Origin of the sequence: Cupriavidus sp. YAF13, assembly GCF_052113425.1 — a bacterium.
GTDB lineage: Bacteria > Pseudomonadota > Gammaproteobacteria > Burkholderiales > Burkholderiaceae > Cupriavidus.
In genome coordinates this window covers 154483-173524 of the sequence record NZ_JBFRDD010000003.1, presented here as the reverse complement: position 1 = coordinate 173524, position 19042 = coordinate 154483, and the positions used below count along the sequence as shown (strand labels likewise).

Below are 19042 nucleotides of genomic sequence, written 5' to 3'. Positions count from 1 at the left end.
CATGGACTAGGCCTCGAGCGCGCCGTGCATCGCGTAGAAATGCGCGATGACGGCCTCGATGGTCATACCCTCGTCTTCCGCGTCCGCTGACAGGCCCTCATCCAGTCGGCGCGCAGCCACCACCTGGGCCCGCAACGCCTCGACCGCGCAGTCGGCCAGCACGCGGCCGTGGCCGATCACGATCACGCGCTTGGCCAGCGCCTCGATGTCATGCATGTCGTGCGTGGTCAGTAGCACGGTGGTGCCGCGCTCGTGGTTGGCGCGCCGCACGAAGTCGCGGACCGCGAGCTTGGTGGGCGCATCGAGCCCGATTGTCGGCTCGTCCAGGAAGAGGATGTCGGGCTCGTGAAGCAACGCCGCCGCGATCTCCGCGCGCATGCGCTGCCCCAGCGACAACTGGCGCACCGGCTGGTCGAGCAGGCGCTCGAGATGCAATAGCGCGACCAGTTCGTCGCGCGTGCGGGCAAAGCGCACCGGGTCGACCCGATAAATGTCGCGCAGCAGCGCGAAGCCGTCGCCCACCGGCAGATCCCACCAAAGTTGCGTGCGCTGCCCGAACACCACGCCGATGCGTGCCACATGCCGCTCGCGGTCCGCGAAAGGGACGCGCCCTTCGATTTCGACGCGGCCGCCGTCGGGCCGCAGGATACCGGCAAGGATCTTGATGGTGGTCGATTTGCCCGCGCCGTTTGGGCCGATGAGCCCCAGCAGTTCGCCGCGCTGCAGTTCGAATGACACCCCCGCCAGCGCATCGACCGTGCGATAGCGCGGCCGAATCAACGCACGCAGCGCCCCGAGCACGCCAGGGTCGCGCTCGTGGATGCGGTAGGTCTTGTGTAGACGGCTAACGATGATCTGAGGCATGGCGGCGCGGCATGGCAGCGCGAAGAGGGCGGAAAAGCTTACATGAAGTGTGATCGGCGGTCCACCCCAACCTTTCCGATCTTGCGGCGACAGTGCTTGCGCCTGGCGTCGTACGACGTATTGAGACCCTCGCTTCGCCACGCGGATCGGCGAGACACAAAAGCACGCCCCCTAAACCACAATCTCCCGAGACATCTGCGGCCTGCGCACCAACAACTCAGCCAGCTTCTTCAACGCGGCAGCAAGATGGGCGCGTGTCTCGACACCCCCCAGCGAGATGCGGATCGCATTGGGCGGCGTGGGGCCGGCATAGAACGCATCGGAAGCGGTGACGCGCAGATCCTCCGCACGCGCGGCCTGCGTCAGCGCCAGCGACGTCCAGTAGCTCGGCAAGTTGTGCCAGACGTGTATGCCGCTGGGTGGTGCCTGGTCCGCGCTGAACAGCAACTGCCGCGCGAGCTCGCGCCGCGCGAAGGCTTCCGTGCGGATCCCGGCCAGCAGCTGCGCGGCGGAGCCTTCGTGTATCCACTGTGTGGCCAGGGCCGTCGACAGCGGCGTGGACATCAGCGCGAAGGAGCGCAGCGCGGCCAGCACGCCCGCCCGGCTGCGCGCTTCGGGTAGCCGGATATAGGCGGTCCGCAGCCCCGGGCTCAGGCATTTCGACAGCGTGGCAACGTAGTAGACCTGGCCCGGCGCAAAGTGGGCCACGGGCGGCGGCGCGTCGCTGCCGAGCAGCCAATAGGGATCATCCTCGATGATCCAGGCGCCGCACTTCTGCGCGGCCAGCGCGACATCGCGGCGCCGGTGCGCGGGCATGGTGCGCGTGGTCGGGTTCTGGATGGTCGGGTTGAGGTAGATCGCGCGTGCGCCATGCTCGCGGCACGCTTGCTCCAGCGCATCGGGCCGCATGCCGTCGTCATCGGTGGCCACCGTCACCACGCGGCGCCCGAGCTGCTCGGCCGCCGCGCGCAGCCCCGGATAGGTCAGCGGCTCCGCGAGGATCGCCTCGCCTGGCTGCGTGAGCGTGAGGATCAGCGCCGCCAGCGCGGCCTGGGCGCCGGGGCAGGCAATCAGCTGCTGCGGGCTGACCGACTCCAGCACGGGCTTTAGCCACATGGCGCCGGCGGCCCGGTCCGCCCTGCTGCCACCACCGAGCTGGTAGGTCATGAGCAGGTGCGCATCGGAGCGCAGCAGCACCTGCGACATACCGCGCTGCAGCAAGTCATGGAAATCCACGCCGGCGGGCGGCGGCGGCACGTTCATGCTCAGGTCGACCATCTGCGCCAGTTCGACCTTTGGCGGGGCGACGAACGTGCCCAGCGCCCCGCGCGCCTCGATCAGGTTGCGCCGCTTGGCCTCGGTGAATGCGCGCGTCACCGTGGTGAGATCCACCCCGAGCTGCCTGGCCAGCGCGCGCTGCGGCGGCAGGCGGTCGCCGGGGTTCAGGCGCCCGTCCCCGACCGCGCGCTCGATGAAGCCAACGATCTGCTGGTAGCGCGCGCCCTCGCCGCGCACAAAGGCGGCGGCCCAGTCGGGACCGGCGTCCTCATCTTGTATGGATTTTCTCTGATGCATTTTGCTTGATGTATGGCCTTTGTCTTACATTATCATGCGCCGCAGCATCACACAAATCCATACATTTAACGCTTTGTATGCGTTTCCCGCCAGTCCGGCGGACTCCCCTCTCTCGCGATGGTTTCCAGCGTGCCGTGGCAGGCAGTCCCGACGCGCGCGCCGGTTATGTGATGCATAACTAAGGTGTGTCTTATGCGTAACTCAATTGCCGGGGCAGGCGCTGCTGTCCGGCGAGCATCCAGCGCTTGGCTGAATGCTTGCAAGGGAGGGCTCCGCCCTGCGGGGCTGTTCCTCGGTGGAGCAGCGATGCTCCTTCTCAGTGGCTGCCAGCTGGAGCTGCTATCCCCGAAGGGCGACATCGGGCATCAGGAAAAGACGCTGATCCTGGTCTCGCTGTTCATCATGCTGCTGGTCGTCGTGCCCGTCATTTTCCTGACGCTGTATTTCGGCTGGCGCTATCGCGCCTCCAACACCAAGGCAACGTATGCGCCCAAGTGGGCGCACTCCACGCGTATCGAGGTGGTCATCTGGACCATCCCGTGCGTGATCGTGGCCGGCCTGGCAGTGCTGATCTGGAACACCACGCACTCGCTGGACCCCTACAAGCCGCTGGAGTCGACCGTCAAGCCCATCCGCGTCGAAGCCGTGGCGCTGAACTGGAAATGGCTGTTCATCTACCCGGACTACGGCATCGCCTCGGTCAACCGGCTGCCGATCCCGGTCGATACGCCAATCAATTTCAGCATCACCGCGGAATCGATGATGAACTCCCTGTTCATCCCGCAGCTCGGCAGCATGGTCTATGCCATGGCCGGCATGCAGACCAAGCTGCACCTGATCGCCGACACGCCCGGCATCTACGCGGGCATGTCCGCGGCCTACAGCGGCCCCGGCTTCTCCGACATGCATTTCGACACCGTGGCCACCTCGCGCGAGGAGTTCGACGCGTGGGTACGGCAGGCCAGGCAGTCGTCGCTGACGCTGGACGATAAAGCCTACAAGACGCTGGAGCTGCCGAGCACCAAGGAGCCGGCGACGGTCTACGCGGGCGTTGCGCCCGGCCTGTTCCAGAACATCGTCAACAAGTACATGCATAGCGATATGCGCGCCAATATGCGTGGCGATGCGCGCGGTGATGCGCGTGGCGGTGCGCTTGGCGACGTATGCACAGCCCAAAGCCCCCCGCTGGCCGCCAACTGATGAAGCCAATGAATCCGAAACACATGCACTGCATGCAACACACGCAACGCCACCGCGCCGCGGCCACGGAGCACTGATCCATGTTCGGCAAATTGAACCTCGAGGCGATTCCGTACCATGAGCCCATCATCATGGGTACGCTGGCCGCCGTCATTCTGGGCGGCATCGCGCTGCTCGGCGCCGTGACCTACTTCGGCAAATGGAAGTACCTGTGGACCGAGTGGATCTGCTCGGTCGACCACAAGCGCATCGGCGTGATGTACATCATCATGGCGCTGGTCATGCTGCTGCGCGGCTTCGCCGACGCCATCATGATGCGCGCGCAGCAGGCGATTGCGGTTGGCGATGCGGCCGGCTACCTGCCTCCACACCACTACGACCAGATCTTCACCGCCCACGGCGTGATCATGATCTTCTTCGTGGCAACGCCGTTCATCCTCGGCTTGATGAACGTCATCGTGCCGCTGCAGATCGGCGCGCGCGACGTAGCCTATCCGTTCGTCAACTCGCTCAGCTTCTGGCTGGCGGCAGCGGGCGCGGTGCTGGTGATGATGTCGATGTTCGTCGGCGACTTTGCCGCCACGGGCTGGGTCGCCTATCCACCGTTGTCCGAGCTGGGATATAGCCCGACGGTGGGGGTGGACTACTACATATGGTCACTACAGATATCGGGCCTGGGAACCACGCTCACCGGGATCAACTTCATCGTCACCATCCTGCGCATGCGTGCCCCGGGCCTGACGCTGATGAAGATGCCGGTGTTCACCTGGACCGCGCTGATCACCAACATCCTGATCGTTGCCGTGTTCCCGGTGCTGACCGCCACGCTTGCGCTGCTCACCGCCGACCGTTACCTGGGCATGCACTTCTTTACCAATGAGCTTGGCGGCAACGCCATGATGTACGTCAACCTGATCTGGGTCTGGGGACACCCCGAGGTCTATATCCTCATCCTGCCGTGCTTCGGGGCCTTCTCGGAGATCATCTCCACGTTCTCCGGCAAGCCGCTGTTCGGCTACAAGTCGATGGTGTACGCCACCTCGTCGATCGGCATCCTGTCGTTCTTCGTCTGGCTGCATCACTTCTTCACGATGGGCTCCGGCGCGAACGTCAATGCCTTCTTCGGGATCATGACGACCATCATCTCGATCCCGACCGGCGTGAAGCTGTTCAACTGGCTGTTCACGATGTATCGCGGCCGCATCCGCTACCACTCGTCCACGCTGTGGACGATCGGCTTCATGGTGACCTTTGCCATCGGCGGCATGACGGGCGTGCTGCTGGCCGTGCCCGGCGCGGACTTCTTGCTGCATAACAGCCTGTTCCTGGTCGCGCACTTCCACAACGTGATCATTGGCGGCGTCATCTTCGGCTGCCTGGCCGCCATGAGCTTCTGGTTCCCCAAGGTGTTCGGCTTCACCCTGAACGAGCGCTGGGGCAAGATCTCGTTCTGGTGCTGGCTGGTGGGCTTCTACCTGGCCTTCATGCCGCTCTACGTGCTCGGCTTCAAGGGCATGACCCGCCGGATGAACCACTACACGCACGCCGACTGGCAGCCCTACCTGATCGTGGCGCTGTGCGGCGCCGTGATCATCGGCGCCGGCATCGTCGCCCTGCTCATCCAGCTGGCCGTGAGCGTGCGCGACCGCAAGCAAAATCCCGACCTCACCGGCGACCCGTGGGATGGCCGCAGCCTGGAGTGGGCCACCGCATCGCCGGCACCCTTCTACAACTTCGCCCATGTGCCGCACATCACGTCGCTGGAACAGCACTGGGATGACAAGGAGGCGGGGCGCGCCTATGTGCGGCCAGGCCACTACGAGGACATCCATATGCCCAGGAACACCAGCGCGGGCGTGATCGTGTCGGCGTTCGGCCTGGTGCTCTGCTTCGCGCTCGTCTGGCACATGTGGGCGATCGCGGGCCTTGGCCTGCTGGGCGTGATCGGCACCTTCATCGCACGGACCTACAACCGCGACGTGGACTACTACGTCCCGGCGGCCGAAGTCGAACGCATCGAAAACGCGCGCTATGCGCAGCTACGCAAGGCGGCTTGACCCATGAGCTACACAGTCATTCACAACACGCACGAGCACGTCGCGCACGACGACGGATCCAAGACCACGCTGGGGTTCTGGATCTACCTGATGAGCGACTGCCTGATCTTCGCCGTGCTGTTCGCCACCTTCGGGGTGCTCGCCGGCAATACGGCAGGCGGCCCGAGCGGCCGGGAGCTGTTCGAGCTGCCGTTCGTGCTCGGTGAAACCATGCTGCTGCTGATCAGCAGCTTCACCTTCGGCGTGGCCATGCTGAACATGCAGCCCGGGCGGGAGCGCCAGGTCATTCAGTGGCTGGGCATCACGTTCGTGCTTGGCGCGGCCTTCATCGCCATGGAGCTGTATGAATTCGCCGAGCTGCTGCATGCCGGCGCGGGGCCGGGCGTCAGCGCGTTCTTGTCTGCCTACTTTTCCCTGGTGGGCACCCACGGCCTGCACGTGAGCTGCGGCCTGCTGTGGATCCTGGTCATGATGCACCAGGTCAAGTCCTTCGGCCTGGATGGCGTGACCCGGCGCCGCCTGGCCTGCCTCAGCCTGTTCTGGCACTTCCTGGACCTGATCTGGATCTGCGTGTTCACCTTTGTCTATCTGCGAGAGTTTGTATGAAGACCGCCCATCTCCACACAGGATCCGCGGCACACGCCGCGCACGGCAGCCTGAAAGGCTATGCAATCGGCTTTGCGCTGTCGCTGGTGCTCACCCTCGCGTCGTTCGGCGCGGTGATGGGCGGGTTCGTGCCGAAGGGCATGGGCCTTGCCGCCATCGTGGTGCTTTGCGTCGCGCAGCTGGTGGTGCAGCTGGTGTTCTTCCTGCATATCGGCACGTCCGCGGACCAGCGCATGAACACGGCGATCTTCGTGTGCACCGGGCTGCTGATCGCCATCATCGTGGCAGGCTCGCTGTGGGTCATGCATAACGCGAACGTCAACATGATGCCGATGGATATGTCGCCGGAACGCGCGCGTCTGCGCGACTAGCACCACGGGCCCGATGGGCACCATGGGCGCCATGGCGTGGCCGCCCCCTCTCCGGGGCCGGCCACGCGCCGCCGTCAGGCGGCGTGCTTGCGAATGCCTGGATAGAATAGCTAGATAAGCAGGCTGCCGGCGACCGCCGTGCGCCTGGCCGCCGGCCAGTGGCGGACATTCTGAAACCGCGAGGTGTGCTCGCCAAGCATGCTGGCGCCCCCTTCCCAATAGACCCAGCTCCGGCCCCTTCTAAGGCGGTCCAGATAGGCGTCCTCAAACCCGGCTGGCAAGCGATTGGCCATGGAGGCCAGCGCGCTTTCGTCAACGCCAAGCGCGCCAGCAAGCCGGAACTTCCCGCCAGACAGGCCATCCGCGATTCTCAAGTCCAGGTACGGCACGAACAGGCCGATGCGGCGCAGCGCCGCCGGCATCGCACTGCCCCATGCCTGAACGGCAGCACGCAACGCACCGAGCGCGAGCAAGAACGCCCGCTCATTCCTGGCCGTCAGCACGCAGCCGCTAAGCACGCCATCCACCAGTTCCTTGCCTGCGGCGGTAAATGCCAGCGGTGCCAGCGGCGCCAGCGAGGCGCATTCGGGATGCCTCTGGCTGAGAAGCGTAAGGCAAGCCGCGAGGCCGCTTGCGCTTTGCTCGCCCATGCTCAAGGCCGGACAACGCGGATCGGATTCGGAAAGCAGAACCAGCACATCGGCAGCATGGCGCGGCGACGCCAGCACGATGCGGTCATAGGCGAGACCGGCGTCTCGCATGCACAGTTCAAGCGCGGTGCAGGCCGGACATCCGGCCAATACAAATAACTGGTACTTCATGGCTGCGGCGGTTTCCCCTGGCGTCGGCAATGACGCGCGTCCAGGGGATGTTGCCGCACCGCAGCAATGCAGAACAGGAGCAGAAGTACGCTATTTGGAGCGGAGCAGAGTCGAATCCCGCCGGGGCACTACCCGGGCACCCGCAGCGCGGCATTCAGCTGGTCAACCACTTCCGCCCAGTCAGCATCTTCCAGGATTTCCTCCCGCAGCAACGCGGCCTRCGCGGGGGTCCAGAAAGCGGCATCCGCAAGCGCGACATCGGGGGCCAGGGGTGAATGCGCGGCCAGGAATTCACGGATCGCCCGATCGTCGGCAGGCAGGCCGAGCTGCGCAAACAACTCGGAAAAATGGTGGAAGGAATTGTCCATGGCGAGCGTACCTCCTACGGTGAAGACGCATCAATGCATCAGTGCATCAGTGCATCAGTGCATTACTGTTCGACCTTGCACGCTGAAAGCGGCTCAGCCCCGCGCTATCCGCTTGGCCATGCTCCAGCGATGCACCTCCGAGGGACCATCGTAGATCCGGAAGGCGCGCATGTCGCGGAAGATGCGCGCGACAATGGTTTCGTCCGTCACCCCGCTGCCGCCAAGCACCTGCACGGAACGATCCACCACCCGCCACAGCGCCTCCGAGCAATACACCTTGGCCAGGCTGGACTCGTCGCGCCCCTTCTCGCCCCGGTCCAGCACCCAGGCGCAGTGCCAGATGGCCAGGCGCGCGGTGTGCATATCCATTTCGTTGTCGGCCAGCATGAATCCCACGCCCTCATGCTCCACCAGGGTCCGGCCAAACGCAAGGCGTTGCCGCGCATAGTCGACCGCAATGTCATGCGCGCGCCGGGCCGCCCCGAGCCAGCGCATGCAGTGCGTCAGCCGCGCCGGGGCCAGGCGCAGCTGCGCGTAGCGAAAACCTTCGCCAAGCTTGCCGAGCACGTCGCTCTCGGGGACGCGCAGGCCATCGAAACGCACCACGGCATGCCCACCCGTGAAGCACGTATCGAGCGCATCCATCTGCCGCTCGATCTCGACGCCGGCCTGGTTCATGTCCGCGAGGAACATGGTGGCGGTGCCGTCTTCCATCCGCGCCATGATGATGGCGAAGGTGGCGCCGGTGGCGCCCGTGATAAACCACTTCCTGCCCGTGATCACGAAATGATTCCCATCGCGCACCGCCGTGGTTTGCAGCATCGACGGATCGGCCCCCGCGCCTGGCGCCGGTTCGGTCATGCAAAAGCACGAGCGCGTGTGCCCAAGGATCAGGGGCTGCAGCCAGCGGGCCTTCTGCTCCGGCGTGGCGACCAGCTCCATCAGGTGGATGTTGCCTTCGTCCGGCGCATGAATGTTCATCGCCACCGGCCCCAGCGGCGAGTAGCCCGCCTCTTCAAAAACAATAGCCTTGTCCCGGTGCGACAGCCCGAGGCCTCCGGCCTCCATGCTGGCGTGGGGTGTCAGCAAGCCCGCCGCCCTTGCCTTTTCCACCAGGTCCGCGCGCAAGTCCTCGGTTGGGCCATGCGGCGTTTGCCGGGGATCGCGCTCCATCGGCATGACGTGGTCCGCGATGAACTGGCGGGTGCGTGCCTGCAGATCCTGTTGAACGGAAGTCAAACTGAAGTCCATTATCTTGCCTCGCCTTGCTTCGTCTTCTGATTGGGCCATTGCGGCCATGCAGAAGAAATTGTAGGCGAGGCAGGTGTCCCGGCGCGAGGCGTGTTGCGATGCAGGCGTGGCTATCCCTGCACGGCTAGCATTCGACTTGGCAGACGCCAAGTTGCTGGGCCATCAGCACGAGATCGGCAAACGTGCGCGCTTTCATCTTGCGCATGGCCTGCCCGCGGTGGATCTTTACCGTCACCTCGCTGATGCCGATGCGGCTGGCAATCTGCTTGTTCATCAGCCCGGATGCGGCCAGAGCCATCACCTCCGACTCCCGCGGCGTCAGCGTCTCGAAACTGCTGCGAAGCCCCTGGGCCCTGCGCATTCCCTCGCGTCGCCGGCGGTCCTTCTCGATCGCTGCCGATACCGCATCGAGCAGGTCCTGATCGCGAAACGGCTTGGCCATGAAATCTTCCGCGCCAGCCTTCATCGCTGCCACGGTCATGGCGATATCGCCGTAGCCCGTCATGAAGATGATCGGGACACAGATGCCCAGTTGCCGCAGGTGCGCCTGCAGGTCCAGTCCGCTCTGGCCGCGCAGCCTGACGTCGAGCACCAGGCAACAAGGTGCTTCCGGCAACCGGTATTCAAGCAATTCCGCGGCCGAGCCGAACAGCGCGGCACGCATGCCGACCGAGCGAAACAGGTTGCCCAGCGCACCGCGCAGCAGCGCATCGTCGTCGACGACCAGCACCAACGCTTCGTCGCAAGTCATTGTCTCGACAGGCTCCAGGCTTTGAGATGTCACGGTCAGTTTCTCCAGTCAGCTTCAAAGACGCCAGCAAGAACGCGGACAACGTCAATCGTTGTGTCGGGCTGTGCGGGGCTGTGTCGCTGTGTGGCTGCCCCGCAGGCACACTATGCTCTTGCCTTGCCGGCGTATTGTCGATTTGTGCCGGCTTTTGTCTACTGTGGCGTATTCATGCGCGCCAATATTCCATATGAATTAATCATCACCCCAGAGGATGGCAGCGCCGGCCCAAGGGGCGTAATAGCCACGGGCATGGCCGGCCGGCGCCGCCCTGGCTACGGTCGCGGCCATGGTTACGGCACCGGCAGGGTAAAGGAGAAGGCCGCGCGACGATACCGGTCAGCGGCTGATTGACCTCGTGCGCAATCGATGCCGCCAGCTCGCCAAGCGTGGCAACCCGGGAGACGTGCGCCAGTTCGGCTTGTACCCGCTGGCATTCCTGGTTCTGGCGCAGCAACTCGGCATACAGCCTGGCGTTTTCCAGCGAGGGTCGTCGCCTCATACTTTGGTGTTACCCCCGGCCACGCCAGACCTGGGCCGCGCGGGTCAGGCCTGGCCTGATAGCACGTCGGGGACGGCGCGGTCTGACCGCTCTCCCCTGCCCGCCTGGGGGGGACCCCTGACCGATGCCGACAATACCACCGTATGATTCCACTGAGCGTGACAGCGCGCTATCCTCAAAGCAAGCGATGGGGGCCTCCGACCGCTTCGTCACCGCTTCACCGCTCATGACAAAAGGGGGAACACCGTGTGATCGCTAACCCGGTGATCGCCATCGTCGACGACGATGCTGCTGTCCGACAAGCCCTGGGAAGCCTGCTCCGCTCCTTCAACATGAGCGTCGAGCTTTATGCGAGCGGGAACGATCTGCTTCAGTCAAACACCATCGAATCCATTTCCTGCCTGATCGCCGACGTGCAGATGCCGGCGATGAACGGCTTCGCACTTTGCGAACACCTCCGCGCGCGCGGGTTGGCCACGCCGGTGATCTTCATGACGGCCTTCCCCGAGGAGCACTGCCGGCAACGCGCCGAGGCGATCGGCGCTGTCTGCTTTCTCAGCAAACCGTTCATGGAAACCGACATCATCCGTTGCATCGGGAATGTGCTGGCGCGAAGCGCCAATTCCGGGCCGCGGCCAGGAGACTGAAGACGATGTCCGAAAGCGTGATGCCCCTGGCGCTCGGCATGCGCCACGAGCGGCTTGCCCTGGGCCCGGGCGGTTTCCTTGCCGCCGCGCCGGGACGCCACCCGCCCAGATCCGGCGCAGGTGCGGTCAGCTGCCGTCGGGTGCGGCCAGGTGGCGCACGACGGGCGGCGCGGCACCGCGGTGAAAGCGATGCACGCGCGTCTGGATCAGTTTGTCGTTCATGGTGTGACGCTCGTGCTGGCGCAGATGCTCCAGCCACGACTCCACCAGGAAGGTCTCGATGAAGCGTCCGGGCGCGGCCAGGTCTTCGTAGGCACCCCAGGACAGCGCACCGCTGCGGCGGCGAATCCGGCGCATCTCCTGCACGGCCTTGGCAAACGCTGCCACATCCTCGCGCGCGACCTCGTATTCCACGCAGATCATCACCGGCCCACGGTCGTGGGCTACGTCCAGCTCGCCCGGGTGCAGAAAACCGGAAGGCGCCAGGTCCAGGTCCGGCGAGATGCCCAGGCGCCACCGCAGCGCAGTGGCGCACGCAAGGGCCAGCCCCGCTGCCGCCAGCATCAGGGCAACAGGGATGCCCAGCAGCGCGGCAGTCTTGCCCCATAGCGCGCTCCCCGCGGTCATGGCGCCGAAGAACACGGTCAGGTAGACCGCCAGCGCGCGTGCCTTGACCCAGCCCGCGGCGCTGCGCTGGGCGGCCACATTGAGCGTGGACAGTACCGCGATCCACGCCAGCCCGGCAAACAGCAGTGCCGCCGCCAGCAGCCAGAAATGCCGCACATAGGCCAGCGCGAGCAAGCTCAGCGCGAACAGCAAGCTAGCCAGCACCACCATGCGATCGGCAGAGACCCGGCCGCGCAGCTTGGGGAGCACAAGGGCGCCACCGACGGCGCCCAGGCCGATGCTGGCCAGCAGCAAGCCATATCCGCCCGGGCCAAGGCCCAGTTCCCGCCGGGCCACCAGCGGGAGCAGCGCCCAGCCGGCACTGCCGAAAAGAAAGAACGCGAGCGCCCTGACCAGCACGACCCGCAGCAGGGGCGCGGCCTCCACGTACCGCAGGCCGGCACGCACCGCCGACACGAAATGCTCGGGCGGCAGGTTCCGCCGGGCGGGCTCGGCCTTCCACCGGTACAGCACCAGCGTCACGCCCAGCACCGACAACGCGTTGAGCAGAAAGACCACCGCGGGCCCGGAGAACGACAGGATCAGGCCGCCCAGCGCAGGGCCGATCGCACGGCTGATATTGATCCCCAGGGAGTTCAGCGCAATGGCCGGCGGCAAGTCCGCCTTGTCGACCAGATCTGGCACGATGGCCTGGAACGGTGGCGAGCTCATCGCCGCGCCGGTGCTCAGCAAAAACGCAGCAATCAGCAGCACATGCGCGTTGACCACGCCGGTGAGCGCAAGCACACCCAGCGTGGCCGCCACGGCCAGCGTCCAAAGCTGCGCGAGGATCAGGTACTTGCGCCGGTCGACGATATCGGCCAGCACCCCGGACGGCAAGGCGAACAGGAACATCGGCAGGCTGCCCGCTGCCTGCACCAGGGCGACCATCAGGGGATCGGGATCGAGCGACGTCATCAGCCAGCTGGCACCCACGTCGTTCATCCAGGTGCCCACGTTGGACGCCACCGTGGCGATCCACAACATCCGGAACGTGCTGTGCCGCAGCGGGCTCCACGGCGAGCCGGCAGCGGCGGCTTGAGAGTCATTCATGGCTTGGTCGCAAGTTGCTCAGGCACTGCCGGCGGCAATGCCAACGGTGGCACAGCCGCATTGTGTGGAGCACAGCGAGCGCCGTCTACCCATACCAAGGGACAGTTGCGTTGTGCCTCGGCACCGGCTAGCATCGGCGCCGACGCAGTGGCCTTGCGCCCAGCGCTTCAGGCGTGAACCCTGCGGCGCCAGTTGCCGGGAGAGACGCCGACCGATTGCGAGAACACGCGGGTGAAATGGCTTTGATCGGAGAAGCCACAAGCCATGGCCACTTCCGCCAGGGAGAGTCCTGATTCGCGCAGGAGGCCGCGCGCGCGTTCCAGGCGCTGGGCCGCCAGCCACTGATAGGGTGTCTGGCCGGTCGTATCCCGGAAGGCACGGGTGAAATGGCTACGCGACAGGTTGCAGGCGTCGGCGACGTCCGCAATGGACAGATCGCCATCGATCTTGGCGATCAGCATTTCCTTGGCCATCGCCACGCTGCGTTGCGACAGCAACCGGTTCGTCTTGGGCGTGGCGACGGATCCATGCCCATAGTGCTCGACGAGATAGGTCCCGATCGTGAAGCCCAGTTGATCGACGAACAGCTTGCTGGCCATCTCGGGGTGGCTCAGTGCCGGCGCCGCCGCCTGGGCGAGATGCGCCAGTACCTGGTCTTGCTCTCCCGCCGCGCTGCGCAGCCCCAGGATGCGCGAGCGGCCTAGTTCCGCGCTGGTGCGCTCGATAAAGGTGCGGGAAATCTCCAGCAGGATGAAATCGAAATAACCATAAAAATCGGCTTTATAGTCTTCAAAGAAATTCCGGATATAGATGGAGTTCTTTTCAAATTCGTGGGTGCTCGCGCGGCGCTCATGAAACACCCGGCGGCGATGTCCCGTGCACAGCGAAACCCCCACCAGAAAGCCACGATTCGACGCCGAAGTGATAACCTGGCTCGCCTTCTCGCCGGGCGAGCTCTTGCGGAAAAACCGGATCTCGCTGCCGGCGAGCTTCTGATCCTTGGAGAGCTTTTCCGCGGCGCACCCGAATGCGTCAAGCGATCCGTGGGATGGGAGCGGGATTGCGGCATTGGCGTTGACGGACATGATTTCACACAAGAATAAACCACCACCATGAAAACCCACGCCGCGGCAGCAGCGGCCAACCAGAATAGCAGAGCTTGGTTGCAGCTCGCGTGGAACTTTGGATGATACAGATCGAGTGACGCAAGCGCCTGTTGCCAGCTGAAAACGAAGGGCGCGCGATGCCTTCTGTATAATTCAGACTCGTTCAAGCCATTCTCCCGTATCAAGCGACGTGCCAATCACGCGGCATCGCCAGTAGTCCGACGGACTATTGAGCACATGCCGGCAAGATCGCCTCCCTGGCGCTCCGATCGACTCCCATCTCGATCGCCGCGCGGTCGTCCAACATCCTGATCGTCGCCCCCCGGTCATCGACCGTCTGACGAGCCATGGCAATCCACGCGAACCTGCGCGATTGCCGGCCCGGCAAGCCGATCAGTAAGGATCTTTCCCTTTCTATGAGCAAACTCCCCAGGTTCGTGCTGAGCCTTGTGCTGGTTGCGCTATTGCACCTGACCCCCAATGCATTCCCGGCCGCAGCCGCCGCTGCAGCCGCAGCAGCCGCCGCCGACACCACCTCGAACGCGGATGCGCCCGCCACCAAGCCCCCATCGCACGCGGATGCCGTTGCCGAGCTGAAACGCCTCCAGACCGAGCAGGACCGCATCAAGCAACTGGCGTCGTCGCCCACCAGCGGCACGCAGCTCGAAGGGCTGGATGACGCCATCCACCAGTTGGCAAGCGACGTCGACAAGCTGAGCGCTGCGCTCACGCCCCAGCGTGCGCAGTTGCAGGCACAGCTCGACGTGCTCGGGCCGCCACCCGCCGCCGGCACCACGCCGGAGGCCGCTGCCGTCGCACAGCAGCGGGCGGACCTGAACGCGCGCAAGGCCCAACTGGACAGCGGACTGAAGCAAGCGGCCGAGGTCAAGGGCAATGTCACCAACCTGACCGAGCAGATCGCCAAGCTGCAGCGCAGCCGCTTGAAGAACCAGCTCGCGCTGCGCTCGCCCAGCATTCTCAGCATGGCATTCTGGGAGCCGTTGTTCGCGCCAAGCCCGGAGGACCAGCAGCGGCTGAACGCGTTCAAAAGACAAGTCACCCCGTTGTGGGACCTGGCCTGGCAGCCCGGGCGGCAAGCCATCACCGCCCTGCTTCTGCTGCTTGCGATCAGCGTCTGGACCATCGGCCGACGGCTGCTCGAGCGGGCGCTGGCATGGTTCTGCCTGACGCGCTTGCCCGAGAGCCGGCTGCGGCGCAGCGCACTCGCGCTTGCAACGGCACTCGCGACGGTCGCGGCGACCGCCATCGCGGTACAGGTTCTGTGTTTTGCTTTCGCCCCGCACTACGAACTGCCTGCTCAGGTGCAAGACCTGATCAGCGAACTCGGCAAGCTGACGCTGACAAGCGCGCTGATCGCGGGCCTGGGACGGGCATTGCTGTGCACGCGCCATCCCTCATGGCGCGTGCCCGCGCTAGCCGACAAGGTCGCGCTGGCGATGCGTCCTTTCCCTAGCGTCCTCGCGGGCCTGCTGCTGATCGCCGGCACACTCGAGCAACTCAACCGGACCGCGGACACAAGCCTGCAGGTGACCTTGCTAGGCCGCGGCCTGGTGTCGCTTGTGGTGGTGCTGACAATCGGCGCAGCGCTGCTGCGCGCCAACCGCGTGCGCACGAAGCTCGCCGCGGCGGGCGAGCGGCCTGAAGCGCGCTCCACCTTTGCCGGCCTGATCCACGCTAGCGTCACGATGACGGTCGTCGCCTCGCTGATGGCGCTGCTGATCGGCTACATCACGTTCGCGCGCTTCCTGACCTACGAGCTTGTCTGGATCGACATCGTCCTGTGCAGCCTGTACTTGCTGACGCAACTGACCCGCGACGTCTGCGAAAGCGTGTTCAGCGCGCACCATCCAAGCGGCAAGGTCATCAAGCAGTTGTTCGGACTCGGGGACAGCCATCTCGCGCAGGCGTCGACGGTGCTGTCGGGGATCGGCACCAGCCTGCTGCTCCTGGTGGCTGTCATCGCGCTGCTGACCGGCGGCTTCGGCACCACGCCGAGCGACCTGCTCAACAGCCTGCTGACGATGCTCGGCGGCGAGCGGCTGCGCAGCCTCAACATCATGCCCGACCGCATCCTGAACGCGGTCATCGCACTCTCGGTCGGCACCTACCTGCTGCGCTCGGTGCGGCGCTGGCTGGACGCGGAACTCTTGCCGAAGCTCTGCATGGAAGCGGGCCTGCGCGCATCGCTCATCACGCTGTTCAGCAACATCGGCTATGTGCTGATCGTATTGCTGACGCTGTCGCTGCTGGGCGTCAGATGGGAAAACCTGGCCTGGATCGTCAGCGCGCTGTCCGTGGGCATTGGCTTCGGCCTGCAGGAGATCGTCAAGAACTTCGTGTCGGGGCTCATCCTGCTGACCGAGCGCCCGGTGAAGGTCGGCGACATGGTAAGCATCGGCGGCGTGGAGGGCGACATCAAGCGCATCAACGTGCGCGCGACGGAGATCCTGCTGGGCGACCGCTCGACCGTGATCGTGCCCAACTCGCAGCTGATCTCGCAGAACCTGCGCAACGTGACGATGAGCAACAGCACGCAAGGCGTCGCGACGCTGCTGCTCACCTTCCCGCTGAACATCGATCCCGAACAGGTGCGCGAACTGCTGCTCGACTCCTATCGGGAAAATGAGGCGATCCTCGACAAGCCCGCGCCATCCGTCACGTTCAGCCAGCTGGCGCCGAACGGAATCACGCTTAGCGTGACGGGCTACGTCGGCAGCCCCCGGATCGCCACCGCGACCAAGAGCGACCTGTTGTTCGAGATACTGAAGCGGCTGCGCGCGGCCGATATCTCGCTGTCGGTCCCGCAGACGTTGCGGGTGGAGAATATGGCCGCGCTTGGCGCGTAACGCGTCCGGCCCCTTACGCGGCCCGTTACGGAGTCACCAGCGCCACCGAGTCCTGCACGCCATGCGCACGCCTGGCGCCCATGGCTTGCTGCACCACATCGCCGATCATGTCCGCAGTGACCGCCGACAGCGTCCATCCCAGGTGGCCGTGGCCGGTGTTGTAGAACACGCAGGGCGCACGGCCCCGGCCCACGCGCGGCAGCATGGTAGGCATCATCGGCCGCAGGCCGGCCCAGGGCACCACGCTGCGCGTGCTGACGCCGGGGAAGCACTGGTTGACCCACTCCACCAGCGGGCGGATGCGATCGGCGCGGATGTCGCGGTTGTAGCCGTTGAACTCCGCCGTGCCCGCCACGCGGAAGCGGTCAACGCCCAGGCGGCTGGTGACCAGCTTGGTCTCGTCGTCGAGCAGGCTCACGACGGGCGCGGCCGCCTGGCTTTGCGCGTCATTCAGGTTGACGGTGATCGAATAGCCCTTGACCGGATAGATGTTGACGCGATCGCCAAGGCTGGCCGCCAGCGCCCGGCTGGCCGTGCCGGCACAGACAACCACGCCGTCGAACACGCGCGATTCGGCCTGCTGGCCATCGCTGCTGACGATGGTGACCTGCCGGCCATCGGTGCTGACCGACTGGACATCCTGGCTGTACAGGCAACGCACGCCCAGGCGGTCGATGGCCGCGGCCATGCCGCTGGTGAACTTGTGGATGTCGCCAGTGGAGTCGCTCTGGGTGAAATAACCACCGTAGTACTGCCCGGCCAGGGTCGGCTCGATGGCGCGCATTTCTTCCGGCGTGACGGCGTGGCGCTCCAGCCCGCCCTCGGCCAGCAGCTTGGACACCCTGCCGGCATGCTCGAAACCCGCCTTGTCGCGATAGATATGGAGGATGCCTTCCTTCTTCAGGTCGAAATCGATGCCTTCGGCCGCCGCCCAGGAGAACAGGTGGTCGCGCGCGGCAATTGCCAGGCGCGTGGTCTCGATGGTGTTCTTGCGGTAATGGGGAATGGCGGCGATGAACTCGGCGAACCAGGACAGCTTGTGCCAGCTCGGGCGCGGGTTGACCAGCAGCGGCGCATCGCTCTTGAGCATCCACTTGATGCCCTTGAGGATGGTGGACCAGTGTGTCCAGACTTCGGCGTTGGAAGCGGAAAGCTGGCCGCCGTTGGCGAACGAGGTTTCCATGGCGGCATAGCGGTGTTTTTCGAGCAGCGTGACCGAGAAACCGCGTTTGGCGAGCGCATAGGCAGTGGTCACGCCGGTGATGCCACCACCGATAACGGCAATTGTTTTCATCTCTATGGTTCCAGGACGTCGGATGGGAGCCTCTTGCGCGGCATGCACAAAAGACGCCCCCTCTGTCCTTGACCTGAGAGATTCACGATACGCCACTTTGGGGGTGGCGAGGATCGCTTGCTCCTTCGGTACCGCCGGCTGACGAGCGCCGGGGTTCTTCAGAGTTCAAACGTGATACCGGTCCTTTTGCCTGAGAGTTTCCGGGGCGGTTGCTCCTTCGGCGCTGCCCGGCGCTTGGCTAGGCAGTCTCTCCCGATATCACTTTGCATGCCGCCGGGTAATACCAGGTGGCATGGCTCGGAACTTTAGCACTAGTCTGACTGCCTGGGGAAGTTCCCTGCGGGTTCAGGCCGCGAATTTCAGCGGGCGGGAGCTTCCTTGCTGGTGCCGCCGGAGGCGTCGGCCACCATGTAGATCTCGTAGTCGCTGTCGTGCATCGCGGACAGCGCGAAGGTGGTGTTGCAAACCTCGGTCCACAGGCCGGCCACGATGATCTTCTTGCGGCCGTTGGCGGCCAGCGCGTCGCGCACCTTCTGGTCGTCCCACGAGTTCATCGAGGTGCGTTCCAGCGTCTGCTGGCCGGGGAATACGTCAAGCAGTTCGGGGTAGGTGTAGCCGGAGAAAGACTCGCTCTCCACCGTGGTGATGGTGGTGGGGATATTGAAGATCCTGGCCGCCTTGGCCAGCCCGACCGCGTTGTTCTTCATCGCCTGGCGGTCCATTGACTGCACGCCGAAGGCCATCTACGGCTGGTGGTCGATGAAGATCAGCTGGCTGTTTTGCGGGGTCAGGACTTCGAGCTTGGCGTTGGTCATGATTTCTCTCTCCTTGGCTACTTGGCTATTTGGCCACTTGGCTACATGGTTGAATTATTTAGAACGTCGTCTTTGGCGCCGATCCGTCCATAGGTTGAACTTTATGGCAGAGCCGGCCGTCGATGTGATGAGTTCGTCGGATAACTTGTTCAATTTTATTGATTGATATTTTGAGGCACCAGGCGATGCGCC

The 19042-nt window shown here is 64.8% G+C and carries 15 protein-coding genes, 1 pseudogene and 1 riboswitch; of the genes and pseudogenes, 6 read left to right on the top strand and 10 right to left on the bottom strand.

Translation table 11 applies throughout. The features are described from left to right. Positions 1-6 precede the first annotated feature (6 nt). The gene (locus AB4061_RS04245) at positions 7-864 is read right to left on the bottom strand and encodes an ABC transporter ATP-binding protein (RefSeq protein ID WP_441631181.1); all 858 of its coding nucleotides are present in this window, start codon (positions 862-864) and stop codon (positions 7-9) included. Between the two features lie 171 nt (positions 865-1035). Next, positions 1036-2439, bottom strand: a complete 1404-nt coding sequence (locus AB4061_RS04240) for an aminotransferase-like domain-containing protein (protein WP_441631179.1) — start codon at positions 2437-2439, stop codon at positions 1036-1038. A gap of 192 nt (positions 2440-2631) precedes the next feature. On the opposite strand from AB4061_RS04240, the gene cyoA reads away from it, so the two are divergent. From cyoA to cyoD, 4 genes are all read left to right on the top strand, one after another. After that, positions 2632-3639, top strand: coding sequence for a ubiquinol oxidase subunit II (gene cyoA / locus AB4061_RS04235; protein ID WP_441631177.1), 1008 nt, complete (start codon positions 2632-2634; stop codon positions 3637-3639). Positions 3640-3719: 80 nt separating this feature from the next. Next, positions 3720-5696 (top strand): cytochrome o ubiquinol oxidase subunit I, encoded by a 1977-nt coding sequence (gene cyoB / locus AB4061_RS04230; protein WP_441631175.1) that lies wholly within the window; start codon positions 3720-3722, stop codon positions 5694-5696. A gap of 3 nt (positions 5697-5699) precedes the next feature. Then, positions 5700-6302 carry a cytochrome o ubiquinol oxidase subunit III gene (gene cyoC / locus AB4061_RS04225; RefSeq protein WP_150986766.1) on the top strand — a complete coding sequence of 201 codons (603 nt, stop codon included), beginning with the start codon at positions 5700-5702 and terminating at the stop codon, positions 6300-6302. Beyond that, positions 6299-6673 (top strand): cytochrome o ubiquinol oxidase subunit IV, encoded by a 375-nt coding sequence (gene cyoD, locus AB4061_RS04220; protein ID WP_441631173.1) that lies wholly within the window; start codon positions 6299-6301, stop codon positions 6671-6673. The genes cyoC and cyoD overlap by 4 nt, the downstream gene beginning before the upstream one ends. 110 nt (positions 6674-6783) lie before the next feature. Here the strand turns inward: cyoD and AB4061_RS04215 are convergent, their stop codons facing one another. From AB4061_RS04215 to AB4061_RS04200, 4 genes are all read right to left on the bottom strand, one after another. Continuing rightward, positions 6784-7434 carry a hypothetical protein gene (locus tag AB4061_RS04215; RefSeq protein WP_441631171.1) on the bottom strand — a complete coding sequence of 217 codons (651 nt, stop codon included), beginning with the start codon at positions 7432-7434 and terminating at the stop codon, positions 6784-6786. Positions 7435-7622: 188 nt separating this feature from the next. Next, positions 7623-7862: a DUF2789 domain-containing protein gene (locus AB4061_RS04210; RefSeq protein WP_441631169.1), complete on the bottom strand. Its 240-nt coding sequence runs from the start codon at positions 7860-7862 to the stop codon at positions 7623-7625. A 93-nt stretch (positions 7863-7955) separates the two neighbouring features. Next, positions 7956-9113, bottom strand: a complete 1158-nt coding sequence (locus AB4061_RS04205; RefSeq protein ID WP_441631167.1) for an acyl-CoA dehydrogenase family protein — start codon at positions 9111-9113, stop codon at positions 7956-7958. Between the two features lie 124 nt (positions 9114-9237). After that, positions 9238-9864, bottom strand: coding sequence for a response regulator transcription factor (locus AB4061_RS04200; protein ID WP_441631469.1), 627 nt, complete (start codon positions 9862-9864; stop codon positions 9238-9240). A 786-nt stretch (positions 9865-10650) separates the two neighbouring features. Between AB4061_RS04200 and AB4061_RS04195 the strand changes: the two genes are divergently transcribed. After that, on the top strand, positions 10651-11049 hold the full coding sequence (locus tag AB4061_RS04195) for a response regulator transcription factor (RefSeq protein WP_441631165.1): 399 nt from the start codon (positions 10651-10653) through the stop codon (positions 11047-11049). 126 nt (positions 11050-11175) lie between these two features. On the opposite strand, the gene AB4061_RS04190 is transcribed toward AB4061_RS04195, so the two are convergent. Then, positions 11176-12768 (bottom strand): MFS transporter, encoded by a 1593-nt coding sequence (locus AB4061_RS04190; protein WP_441631163.1) that lies wholly within the window; start codon positions 12766-12768, stop codon positions 11176-11178. Between the two features lie 167 nt (positions 12769-12935). Further along, on the bottom strand, positions 12936-13853 hold the full coding sequence (locus AB4061_RS04185) for a helix-turn-helix domain-containing protein (RefSeq protein ID WP_441631161.1): 918 nt from the start codon (positions 13851-13853) through the stop codon (positions 12936-12938). A 437-nt stretch (positions 13854-14290) separates the two neighbouring features. On the opposite strand from AB4061_RS04185, the gene AB4061_RS04180 reads away from it, so the two are divergent. Continuing rightward, a complete protein-coding gene (locus AB4061_RS04180) occupies positions 14291-16741 on the top strand; it encodes a DUF3772 domain-containing protein (protein ID WP_441631159.1) in 2451 nt (816 codons plus the stop codon). 25 nt (positions 16742-16766) lie between these two features. Here AB4061_RS04180 and AB4061_RS04175 read toward each other — a convergent pair whose 3' ends face one another. Together AB4061_RS04175 and AB4061_RS04170 are read right to left on the bottom strand one after the other, a co-directional pair. After that, the gene (locus AB4061_RS04175; RefSeq protein ID WP_441631158.1) at positions 16767-18035 is read right to left on the bottom strand and encodes a D-amino acid dehydrogenase; all 1269 of its coding nucleotides are present in this window, start codon (positions 18033-18035) and stop codon (positions 16767-16769) included. Positions 18036-18203: 168 nt separating this feature from the next. Continuing rightward, positions 18204-18300: riboswitch (glycine riboswitch) on the bottom strand. 106 nt (positions 18301-18406) lie between these two features. Then, positions 18407-18850, bottom strand: a pseudogene (locus AB4061_RS04170) (isochorismatase family protein); the annotation flags it as partial. Positions 18851-19042 lie beyond the last annotated feature (192 nt).